Origin of the sequence: Psychrobacter sp. NPDC064578 (assembly GCF_044901245.1) — a bacterium.
GTDB lineage: Bacteria > Pseudomonadota > Gammaproteobacteria > Pseudomonadales > Moraxellaceae > Psychrobacter > Psychrobacter cibarius_C.
On sequence record NZ_JBJDPI010000002.1, the window covers coordinates 194,377 to 206,580 of the forward strand.

The 12,204-nt window shown below is 43.8% G+C and carries 9 protein-coding genes; 7 read left to right on the forward strand and 2 right to left on the reverse strand.

Annotated elements, in window-relative coordinates; all coding sequences use genetic code 11:
- Positions 1-273 precede the first annotated feature (273 nt).
- The 7 genes from ACI2JM_RS02745 (at position 274) to ACI2JM_RS02775 (ending at position 9,907) form a co-directional block, all read left to right on the forward strand.
- Positions 274-1,605, forward strand: coding sequence for an MFS transporter (locus tag ACI2JM_RS02745; protein WP_055124429.1), 1,332 nt, complete (start codon positions 274-276; stop codon positions 1,603-1,605).
- Between the two features lie 198 nt (positions 1,606-1,803).
- Entirely contained in the window at positions 1,804-2,442 is a 639-nt protein-coding gene (coq7, locus tag ACI2JM_RS02750; protein ID WP_238034501.1) for a 2-polyprenyl-3-methyl-6-methoxy-1,4-benzoquinone monooxygenase, read from the forward strand.
- A 279-nt stretch (positions 2,443-2,721) separates the two neighbouring features.
- A complete protein-coding gene (locus tag ACI2JM_RS02755) occupies positions 2,722-3,891 on the forward strand; it encodes a hypothetical protein (protein WP_238034410.1) in 1,170 nt (389 codons plus the stop codon).
- A 320-nt stretch (positions 3,892-4,211) separates the two neighbouring features.
- Entirely contained in the window at positions 4,212-6,683 is a 2,472-nt protein-coding gene (locus tag ACI2JM_RS02760) for an esterase/lipase family protein (protein ID WP_404641926.1), read from the forward strand.
- A 503-nt stretch (positions 6,684-7,186) separates the two neighbouring features.
- Complete coding sequence (locus tag ACI2JM_RS02765) at positions 7,187-8,683, forward strand: cytochrome ubiquinol oxidase subunit I (RefSeq protein WP_404641928.1); 1,497 nt, start codon at positions 7,187-7,189, stop codon at positions 8,681-8,683.
- Positions 8,683-9,699: a cytochrome d ubiquinol oxidase subunit II gene (gene cydB / locus ACI2JM_RS02770; RefSeq protein ID WP_045445007.1), complete on the forward strand. Its 1,017-nt coding sequence runs from the start codon at positions 8,683-8,685 to the stop codon at positions 9,697-9,699. Before ACI2JM_RS02765 ends, cydB begins: the two co-directional genes overlap by 1 nt.
- A 91-nt stretch (positions 9,700-9,790) precedes the next feature.
- A complete protein-coding gene (locus ACI2JM_RS02775; protein ID WP_372815413.1) occupies positions 9,791-9,907 on the forward strand; it encodes a DUF2474 domain-containing protein in 117 nt (38 codons plus the stop codon).
- A gap of 158 nt (positions 9,908-10,065) precedes the next feature.
- On the opposite strand, the gene murU is transcribed toward ACI2JM_RS02775, so the two are convergent.
- Both murU and ACI2JM_RS02785 read right to left on the reverse strand, forming a co-directional pair.
- The gene (gene murU / locus ACI2JM_RS02780; protein ID WP_404641931.1) at positions 10,066-10,809 is read right to left on the reverse strand and encodes an N-acetylmuramate alpha-1-phosphate uridylyltransferase MurU; all 744 of its coding nucleotides are present in this window, start codon (positions 10,807-10,809) and stop codon (positions 10,066-10,068) included.
- A 133-nt stretch (positions 10,810-10,942) separates the two neighbouring features.
- The gene (locus ACI2JM_RS02785) at positions 10,943-12,055 is read right to left on the reverse strand and encodes an aminoglycoside phosphotransferase family protein (protein ID WP_404641933.1); all 1,113 of its coding nucleotides are present in this window, start codon (positions 12,053-12,055) and stop codon (positions 10,943-10,945) included.
- Between the last annotated feature and the right edge of the window lie 149 nt (positions 12,056-12,204).

The following is a 12,204-nucleotide window of genomic DNA, read 5'->3' on the forward strand; positions in this document are numbered from 1 at the left end:
TGGTAGCAAGCCTTTGCGATCACTCACACCTCGCGACGCAACCATGCAAAATTTACAAATCATAACTTAGATAATTATGAAATCATAGCGTCGAGCGCATGTATTTTTACCAAAGCCTTGCTATTATACGGCTTAATATTGATAAAACCTATGCTATATTTCGATAAGTTTTTGATACTGTTAATAATTATATCGATAATTACTTTCACTTTAAAAGCGGTATTCAGCGCTTTTCTTTGATCTAGCAACCGCGACCCGTCTGTAGGAATTTTCATGGCCAATCAGTTTCAATTATTTAAGCACCGCCGTTTTAGCGCCATGTTTTTTACCCAGTTTTTGGGCGCGTTTAATGACAATATTTTTAAGCAAGCGCTCATACTGGTTTTGACTTACACCGCTGCGAGTCAGTTGGGCATGGAAGTCAGTATTTTGAATAACTTGGCCGCGATGTTGTTTATTTTGCCCTACTTTTTGTTTTCTGCACTGGCAGGACAAATCGCGGATAAATTTGAAAAATCAAAACTCACACGATTGATTAAATTGCTTGAATTCGTGATTATGGTGATTGCGGCAGTAGGGTTCGTGTTTGAGTGGTACGCATTGTTATTTGTTGCGTTGTTTCTCATGGGTACTCAATCTACTTTTTTCGGGCCTATTAAATACGCCTACTTACCACAAGCGATGAAAGAAGATGAATTGGTTGGCGCTAATGGTTTGTTTCAAATGGGGACGTCGTTAGCGATCTTACTCGGTATGATTATCGCGGGTGTTTTAACCCAGATAGCACAGCCGCTCTATTGGATAAGTGTGACAGTATTGGTCATCGCCGTATTGGGTTATTTTGTCGCACGATTGATACCCCACATGCCAGCGATGCAGCCAAACCTAAAAATCAACTGGAACATTGTGACCACTAGTGTGGCGACGGTGCGCTACTTATATTCATTGCCTTTTTTGTTCTTTGTCATCCTTGGTAATAGCTGGTTTTGGTTTTATGGCGCGACGTTTTTGACCCAAACGCCAGAATTCAGCAAGGTCATCTTACATGGTGATGAATCAGTGGTTATTTTCCTATTAACCTTATTTTCTGTTGGTGTGTCGATTGGCTCGTTATTATGCAAATCACTAACCAAAAACCAAGTCAGCTTACGTCTTTTGCCCTTTGGTATCGCCGGCTTAAGTATTTTTGCGATTGATTTGTATTTTTCACTGTCAAGTCTCAACATCAATGTGAATAATGCAACTCTGTTTGGCATCAGTGAGTTATTTGCGGTGAGTGGCAGCTGGCGCGTGTTTGCTGATTTATTCTTTTTGGGCTTTAGCGGCGGTTTATACATCGTACCGTTATATGCCTCTATGCAGGCCTATGCACCCAAGAGCCACCGCGCGCGCGTCGTTGGTGCCAACAATATCTTTAACGCGATATTTATGGTCACCTCAGCGATTTTCTCTATCGTTATCTTGAACGCTTTGGGATTCAATTTACCTCAGCTATTTTTAGTGACAGGACTCATAAACATTGCCTTCGGTGCCTTTTTATACAGTAAACTCAATAAGCATATTAAAAATGCAGTCATCCAAACGCACGATGAAGTGGCTCCATAAGTAAGATTGACATGCTGCTATAGCAATCGGTGTGTTATCAAATGGATAATATTGGTGCTGATAATTTAGATTGTTTGCTATAGTAATACCTATGCGTTAATCACTATCATTATTTTAGAAAAACAGATGCTGTTTTTAGAAGAACAGATAAGTTTAATTTTTTGATCGTATTTAAGCCATCAGGAGTGAATCATGGCCCTGCGTCCCTTATCCAAAGTCGACCAATTGTTACTTGGGGTCGATAAGGCATTACGAGCTGTCGTACCACATTCAAACCCTAGCACTCGTCCACTACCAGTCAGCAGTGACGAGATTCCTGAGCTCACTATCACCGAGGCGCGACATGTCGCAGGATTGATGCGTATCAATCATACTGGTGAAGTATGCGCGCAAGGTCTGTATCATGGTCAAGCATTTGCCGCCAAAGACAGTGGCGTCAAGCAAGCCATGCAGCAATCAGCCGAAGAAGAGGTCGATCATCTGGTCTGGTGCGAGACGCGATTAGACGAGCTTGGCAGTCATGCCAGTATCTTTACGCCATTATGGTATGGCATGTCTTTCGGTCTTGGCGCAGTCGCGGGTGCCATCTCTAATGAATTTAGTTTGGGATTCGTCGCAGAGACAGAAGCTCAAGTCAGCGAACATTTACAAGAGCATATCACCCAATTACCAGAGCACGATAAACGCTCAAAAGAGATACTGGCACAAATGGATATTGAAGAGTTGCATCATCGTGAGCTAGCATTAGCAAATGGCGGCGCAGCGTTATCACCACCTGTACGTCATACTATGCGCTGGATGGCCAATCGCATGAAAGCCACGGCATATCACTTATAATTGCCATCTGTGATAGCAGGTTTTAAGCGATAGGTTGTGATGGCAAGTTCGTTGTGAGGGTAAGTGCAGTGCGCTTTATCATTGATATTGCTCTCATTTACCCTGCTGTCTCTGGCATAACGTACACGCTATTGCTTTACTATTAACAATCCTACTACTGATAGCGCTCAGTTGAATTTGTTAGGGTATTAAAAATTTGTATGATTTTGCCGCAAAGACATGAGCTAATAACCATTCAATTGCTAAATAACAACTAAATAAATTAAGGTAACGATTTTTATGAAAGCCATCAACCAATCGACTCTCTCTGCCCGTGCGTCTAGCAAGTCGCCTAAACTGGCAACTCTGACAGCACTGGCAACAGCTTGTGCCATGCTATTATCAGCGCCTGTCAATGCGGCTGAAACCAATGCGGCAACAGATGCTGCAAAGACCGATACTGCTGCCACATCTGTGCCTAGCGCTATGGATTCTAGCAAACGTGTGATTCGCCTTGCTCGACCGACTGCGGCTAGTACAGGACAAGAGGGTACTCCATCAACTTCACCGACTGCGGCAGTGACAGCCAATACTCAACCAACTGACCTTCAAAGCAGTAGCGTTCCACAAAGCGCTCCTTTGCCAAATAATGCTCAGCCGTATCGTGCGCCAATGAGTACATTGCAACCACAAGATGTTGTACCAGCACCAAAAATACCTGAGTTCACCGGCACCACTCGAGTTTATGAGCCTGGTCCATTGACCGCTACTGGTGTCGATCTGCGTAGTGGTCAGCTTGCCAATATACCAACGCCGCAAGTACAATTGTCAGACGTAAGCTTTGTACCGACTGTGTTGATTCCTCAGCAAAACGGTAATAACAACGATCAGCTAGACGTGAGCTTGCTTGATGATTTCATCGAAGACGTCTCACCTAATGCTCGTCATTACCCACCAAACTTCCCTAACCGCTCACAGCGCCATTATACGCGTGAAAAAATCAAAGTATTGGCTGAGTGGATACAGCCTTATGCTGAATCACCAAATGCCTCTTATGATGTATTGATTCGTGCCGCTAAACTCAATGGCATGGGACGTAACTTAGATTTGGGGTCAGACTATACGATACGTGGTGGAAAATATGTTGACCGTGCCATTAAACTGCAACCTGATAGCGGCGAAGCCAACTTCTTATATGGCATGATGTTGTCAGAAGGCGGCGGCTTCAAAGAAGGTCAAAAATACCTAGACCGCGCAGTGTCTCTTGGCTATACCGAAGCAGAGCAAAGCTTGGCACAGTCAGACTTGTTAAGTGATCGCCGCGATAATGCACTAGAGCGCTTACGTCGTCTTGAACAGAAAAATCCTAACAATGACATCATTCGTCAGCAAATCAAACTTATTGAAGAGGGTAAATTCTACATTTGGGATATACCTGCGCCTGACATCAATGTTAAGCCTAGTGCTTAACATTGATTGGGTGTTTAAATGTCATTAAATGAATTTAACAAATAACATGATTGCTCCATAAGCTAGATTGACTCGACTAAGCCCCTGACTGTATATCGAAATTACTTCAATATAGAGTCAGGGGCTTTTTTATGTCTAGCGAAACTCCATTGAACCCAACTTGCTGTCTACCTTATTTAAATGCGTGTTCGATTCGATTATCGAAGTTTAAACCGTATTTTTGAAATTTAAATAAAATAGTTTAATGCGAAAAGTTACGCTACACTTCTTCTTATAAATTACTGACTCAATCATGCTTTTACGACTAACTGGACTCACCTATGACTTTCGCTAGCCCTATCAAAAATATGGTGACGCATGCTAAGAAAACCCCATTTTCGATCACATCAGTCGCCTTGATAGCCGCGGTAGCATTACTACCTGCGTGCAGTACGGTATCAGTGAATAAGCAAGCGTCAGCGAAGACGATTACTGCGCAGCGCGGTAATATCGTCACCACCAATAAACTCAGCAGTGATACGGCATCAGCGCTCTTATCGGCAGGGCTCAATGAGCAAGCCTGTATGCAGCAGTTTGATTTATGCCTTACTCAGCTTACTGACAGTATTTTGAATGAACACTACCGTCCTGCTTTGGCAGTTTTTGCAGAGTTACACTACGCAAAAGCGCGACAGCTTTCTGCCTCTCAGGACTGCCGCAATGCGCTGGCTCGCCCGCCACTTGATCCTTATTATGCCAACGCACCTTTAGAAGATACAGAAGCTAAAGTCCAGCAAGAAAACACCAATCGCTGTCTAACAGGTTATCAAGAGCGATTATTCGATGCTATCAAATCCAGTTATACCTATTTATTTTATGACAGTTTGACGCATGATTTTGAGGGCTCAGATCAAGACAAAAGCCCCTCTCAGGCACAGAATCGTATTCCAAATGACACCGATATTCAGACCCAAGACATCTATAATGCCGCCAGTAATGATGTGATAACCCAGCTTTATAGATCAACCAACGGCTCAAATAAATTGATGGGCGGCACCAAAGTAGATTATTTACCCACATCCGCTAGCAATCTTAATGACAGTAGCCAAGCCGCGATTGCCAATTATTCACCGCTCAAAGGTAAACCTACTGATCAAGTCAACGTCATGAAAATACAAATTGATGATTATGATCTTGGTGTTTATTTGCCTAATGAAAATAACTATTTGCAAAATGCACATAAGCAGACCTCTGCACTAGCAGACTTGGTTTCCACTTACGAATTACGCCTCTCTGGGCTTAACTCAATCAGCAAACGTCCAGGCTTAGGTATCAGCTTGGTGGCCTCACTGGATGACCGCTATACCACCACGATTCGCCAATTATTAGTGTCATCATTGTCAGGTCGATTGACCAATGAAAAAGATGGAGACACAGATGAGAGCAAGCCAAGTTCGCGTATCTACCCTACTGGACATTTGCTATTAACAGGATTGATTGAACCAAGCGGCGATAGCGTACTGGATGTACTAAGCAGTCGCAAACTCGATATTCATTTATACAACCCATACCAAAGCGAAAGCGTTAATATCCTTAATAGTGACTATCCACTGGCGGCTAACTTTTCTGCAGGTTATGGCTTGTGGCTGTCAGAGAACCAGCTAGATGGCGTCGGTTATCTCAATTTAATCACTCGCCAGCCAGAGGCCAGACTGCCCAAATTATTCATGCTTGAGCCTTATGATCCCAATAAGCGCGTCCTGATTATGCTGCATGGTTTGGCTTCTAGCCCTGCCACTTGGGTCAATTTAACCAACGATATTCTCAACGACGATAAGTTGCGTGATAACTATCAAGTGTGGCAGATATTCTATCCAACCAATTTGCCCATTTTAGAAAACCGTTATCAAATACAACAGTTAATCAACAGCACCTACGAGCAAACTGATCCTAAAGGACAAAATCGCGCCAGCAAAAACAGCGTGATTATCAGTCATAGTATGGGTGCCATTATCGCTCGCATGATGCTATCTGATGAGAACTTGGTCGATGACCTAGATAGATTAGACGATCAAAATGTGCTGTCTGATAGTGAAAAACGTAAGATTCGTGACGCACTTAAAGCATCATTTGGCGAAGATCAGCTAAAAGAACGCTTTGAGCTAAAAGCCTTACCACAAGTAGATACGGCTGTCTTTTTATCAGCGCCTTTTCGCGGAACTGACTATGCAGATCGCTGGTTCACTCGGGCACTGCGCCGTATTGTCTATTTGCCAGTCGGTTTGGTAAAAACTGTCACGGACAACTTAGCAACCATTGCCACGCAAGGTGATTTGGCACAAAATCCTTTGGGTGCGTTATATTTACAAAATGGCGCAAGTCAGCTGAGCGACAAATCCTCTTTTATACAGCTGACGAAAGACATCACCATCAATGATCGTGTGACCTATCACTCTATCATTGCCAATAATGACGCCGATATTACCAAAGGACTGGCGCAAATGCAGCCAGCTGGTGCAAAGGTTGATTTATCGCAAGCAGTAGAAGATACCAAAGATGAAACAGTCGGTACAAGTAGCCCTTCTGATAGCTCAAAGCTCTCTGCCCAACCACTGGTTGCAGCCGTCACTGTCAATGAAGATATCAGCCAAGCACTAACTGAACGTCTCTCAGATGGTATTGTTCCTTATACCAGCGCTCATCTCGATGGCGCGGCTTCTGAGACGATTATCAGCGGTGGTCATAGCATTCAAACTAACCCGCAAACTATTTTGACATTACGCCAGATTTTACATAAACAATTGCAGGAATAATCATTGCTTGTGTCATATAGCGCTGCACTGGTCTTTGCGCTTTAAAATTAAGAGTAAAGCAGATGGCTTTGCAACTTTGTACTGTGTTGGATATTTGTGCCTATACTACTACACAAATAAAACATTACTGTTATTAAGGTAAACTTGATAACACCTTGTTTTCCCAAGCGATTAGTCTGATATATCTGGGTTTATCTCAGCAGTTTTTAATGACTATCAGGTATGCGACCAATCTGTTGCGCAGCTTGCGTGTGTGTCGAGGGAAGCGCATAATATATTGACAGCACCTGACAGTAATGTATTAATTTATAGGGATATAAATTACTTAATTCAGCTAAACAGTCGTTAGCTTAGCCGCACTCTATCCCTAAGATTGCTCGCTAATCAACACTGAGCCATTGCCCGTACTACTTTTTACCTTAATCTATAGACGATTGCGGGCAGTTACTTGAGCGTTTTATGGAAGCCAGCGCTATTCAGCTAACAGATAAGGGTAACCGTTTATGTTCGCTACGTTTATGATTGACCAGCTCGATGCGCTGATGCTCGCGCGTATCCAATTCGCTTTTGTTATCTCGTTTCATATTGTTTTTCCCGCTTTTTCTATCGGACTTGCCAGCTGGTTAACGGTGCTTGAATTCCGTTGGCTCAAAACAGGTGAGCCAATTTATGCCGAAGTCTACAAGCATTGGGTCAAGATATTCGCCGTGGTATTCGGTATGGGCGTGGTATCCGGTGTAGTAATGTCCTACCAGTTTGGTACTAACTGGGCGGTCTTTTCTGACAAAGCCGGTAACGTCTTGGGGCCACTACTCGCCTACGAAGTATTGACCGCGTTTTTCTTAGAAGCGTCGTTTTTAGGTATTATGCTATTTGGTTGGGGGCGTGTGAGCAAGCGTATGCATTTCGCTTCCACTGCCATTGTCGCCATTGGTACACTGATTTCAGGCTTTTGGATTTTAGCCGCCAACAGCTTTATGCAGACGCCGCAAGGCTTTATGATGGGCGCAGATGGACTGTTATATCCTACCAATTGGCTTGAGATCATTTTTAGCCCTTCATTCCCTTACCGCTATGCTCATATGATGACAGCGGCATTCTTGACGACTGCCTTTGTCATTGGCGGGATTGGTGCTTATTATATTCAGTCCAAAAAACACACCGAACACCGTCAACATGGTCGTGTCATGCTAGGTATGGCCATGATTATGGCGATATTCGTCGCACCCGCTCAAGTATTGATTGGCGATGAGCATGGTCTAAACACTTTAGAGCATCAGCCAGCCAAAGTCGCAGCAATGGAAGGTATTTGGGAGGATGAGCGCGGCGCAGCGTTACGCCTATTTGCTATTCCTGACCAAGAAAACCAAACTAATAAATATGAGATAAGCATTCCCTATGTTTCAGGCTTGATTCTTACCCATTCGTTAGATGGCGAAGTAAAAGGTCTAAAAAACTGGGCACCTGAAGACCAACCACCGGTCATGATTGTATTCTGGGCATTTCGCATCATGGTTGGTATTGGCATGTTAATGGTGCTGGTCGGCTTATTTAGTCTCTATAAATACTTTAAAAAGCAGCAGTATAATCCCGAAAGTGTCTGGTTCCACCGTGCTTGGATGATGATGACCCCACTTGGCTTTATCGCATTATTGGCGGGCTGGTTTGTGACCGAGACAGGTCGTCAACCATGGACTGTATATGGTGTGATACGCACCGCAGAAAGCATGTCACCGCTCGCAGCACAGCAAGTGGCAACCACGTTGATTGGTTTTATTGTCCTCTATATATTTGTCTTCGGTGCAGGCAGTTTTTATATTCTACGCTTGATCGCTCAAGGGCCAAAACCGTATGAAGATCCTGCCGATGATAACTTCTATGAGCACTCAGTGACCGAAAGCCAAGGTCGTGCGCTCAGTGGCGATAGCAATCCTGCTAAGAGCACTGAAGAAGATATAGATACTCCTGCAAACGACGTCGATGATGGAGGGTTACGCTAATGTTTAACTACGGTGATGTATTAGACTTACCTTTAATTTGGGGCGGACTGATCGCTCTATCCGTCTTTATCTATGTATTGCTTGATGGCTTTGATTTGGGCTGCGGCATCTTGTTTCCCTTTGCTGGCTCAGATAAAAACCGTAGCCGCATTATGAACTCTATTGCCCCGTTTTGGGATGGTAACGAGACTTGGCTAGTATTAGGCGGTGGCGGCTTGTTCGCTGCTTTCCCAGTGGCTTATGGCATCATTATGACAGGGCTTTATCTGCCTGTTACTTTTATGCTATTCGGTCTAATAATGCGCGGTGTGGCATTTGAATTTCGTTTCAAAGCATCGTCACGTCGTCACGTATGGGACACTTTCTTTTTTGTTGGTTCAGTCGTTGCTACATTCTCTCAAGGTATTATGCTTGGGGCGCTTGTACAAGGTCTTGAGGCAAGCAACCGCCTATATACTGGTGGGCCGTTTGACTGGCTCACACCTTTCTCGATCGTCTGCGGCTTTGCCATGATTATTGGTTACGCCTTGCTTGGCTCTACATGGCTCATTATCAAAACTGAGCATACCCTACAAGTCTGGGCACGCAAAGTGTCTGGCTGGATGCTGTCTGCTTTGGTAGTGGCAATGATCGTCGTCACAGCGTTTATGTATTTTTCAGACATTAATGCCCTCGAAGGCTGGTTTGGCTTTCCAGGTCTATTATATCTAGCGCCAATGCCAATTATAGTTTTACTATTATTTTTCTTGATGCGTAAAGACTTAAGTGGCGAGCGCGAATATCGTCCTTTCTTGTTGACTGTGGCACTGTTCTTGATGGGCTATATCGGGGTTTGTTTCGCCATGTTCCCATACATCGTACCGTATCAGATGACGATTTATGAGGCAGCCGCAGCTGACACCTCACTATCCTTTATGTTAGTTGGTGCCGTCATAATGCTACCGATTATCCTGAGTTATACCGCTTTTGCCTATTACACCTTTAAGGGTAAAACTGGACATGAGCATATGTACTAAGGGTAAACAAAGGATATAAAAATGTGGCTACTGCAAATATTAGCAGTGGCTACACTTTTTAAAGCGCATTAACACGTAGTAGGAGGCGAGCATGAAGAAGCTCAGTAAGAAACAGTCACAATGGGCATGGTTCATTGGGCTATATATAGCAGGGTTTGCAGTTATTTTTACGATTGCTCAATTAATCAAGTTGGCTATGGGTATCTAGCAGTCATTTGCAGTCCACTTAGCCATGGCTATATCACATAAAAAAGCAGCGCCGATTTATCAACGCTGCTTTTTTATCCGACTTATATAAGATTAGTAATAATTAGGCATCTTAATCTAAGCCCTTTATTATAAATACCATAGTCTAAACGCCATAATCTAAGCGCCTTGATGGTGATCAACACCGTTACTTTTGATAAATTCATTTACCTGCGCCAAGCGTTCAGGCGTGCCCACATCGATCCAATTATCAGAAATAATTTCAGCCGTGATCTGGAACTTTATCATCGCTTGCTTGAGCAATGGTGCCAACGCCGCTGACTGACCTGATACCAACCCATCGACCAATCGTGGTGACATCACACTAATGCCAGCAAAGGTGTATTTGTCTGCATCACCAATCGGCTGCTCGCTGGCTAAACCATTATTGAACGCAAAATCACCGCCGTTATTATGCTCTGGATTGTCAATCAATAACAGATGTGCGCGCTGATCAGCGCCAAGCTTATAATCTCGCAACTGCGCAAAATCATAGGTCGTCCATACATCTGAGTTCACTAAGATAAATGGCTCGTCGCGCAGCTTGCCAGTTTGCAACGCTTGAAAAATACCACCTGCGGTCTCTAGAGGCTCATCATTCTCTACTGACCAATGCAATTTGACACCGTATTGACTGCCATCACCCAGTGTATCCATCAGCTTATCAGCCAGCCATGACGCATTAATGGTGATATCAGTGATACCAGCGGCTTGTAGCGCTTTAATGTGCCAGACAATAAGCGGTTGCCCACCCACCTCTACCAGAGGTTTGGGTGTATCCAGTGTTAACGGACGCAGACGCGTGCCCTTACCAGCAGCCAAAATCATTGCTTGGGTAATCATTGCTCGGTCAATTTCAGACATGTGCGCTCCTTTTTTTATTTTATTGGATTATACATTCAGATTAAAACTTGCTAATGTTTTAACGTAACTTATCAAATGAGCATTACTTATTAGATGAACATTCGCGTCAAATGAAGCTCGCAAGTGATTCACCCTAAATATATTGCTGTACAAACTTACTCTGATAAGCTGGCAGTATATTATCCCTGAGACTCTCATTAAACGTCGCTACTGCTCGTTGCATATGCGGTCTACCGTGCGCCTCTAACCATTCTAATTCAAACATTAAATCAAGCATCACCTTAGGAATATCCGCCAAATAGCGGTCTTTGCCATCTCGCTCAGACAAGCGAATAAAAATCCCCAACACTTTTAAATGTCGCTGCACGCCCATGACATTCATATCGTTTTCGAGCTGCTCTATGCTATCTGCCGTGGTCAAGCCTGCCTGCTTTTGCAACTGCCAAAAATCATTAATCCATGCAGAGACTTGACTCTCTGGCCATTCTACATAAGCATCTCGCAGCAATGACACCAAATCATAAGTATAAGAGCCGATAACGGCGTCTTGAAAGTCAATCACGCCTAAGCGCGAGCGATCCGCTTGGTCTTGCATCAAATTGCGACTGTGATAATCACGATGGACGATGACTTGTGGTTGCTGCAAAATCTCTTTTATTAAGGCTTCTTTTAAAGTATTCCATAATGCTTTATCAAACTCGACACCGATATAAGGTATAAACCAATCGCTAAATAAATCCATCTCACGATCTAATAACTCGGTATCATAATCTGGCAATTGATGTTGCGACTTTGCTGTTTCAACTGGCACGGTCTGTAGCGCGACCAACGTCTGCATTGCCAACTGATAATGCTCATCTATCTGCGCAGGCGTCGCATCAACGAGCAGATGGGCGAACTCTATCGCACCAAAATCCTGTAACACCAAAAAGCCTTTCGTCACGTCTTGCGCGATGAGCGTCGGCACATTGATCGCCGGTGCCATCAGCTTAGTCACATTGATAAACTGGCGCATGGCGTCTTGTTCGTCCGCTGAATCCATGACAATATAATGTGCGACTGTCGTGCCATTACTGTCTGACAGCTGGATTCTATGGTATTGGCGAGCACTTGCGTCACCGGGTAGACTATCAAGTTGGAACGCTTGACCAGCAAATACTTGCTGCAACCAGCTCTCTAATTGTTGTAGACGGCTATTGAGTTTGGTATCGATCATATTAGGCTCTAAAAGTATTTTATCAGTCATAATGGGCATCGCAGGTTAAATATAAGTCATAAACAATTAAAGTAGTGATAAGTCAGGCAAAACCTTGTTAAAATAGCAACGTCTTGAGCCAAAAAAACTGCGATAGCAGGCGTATTGGGATATCATTCGACATCTAGCGCTGAGCATAA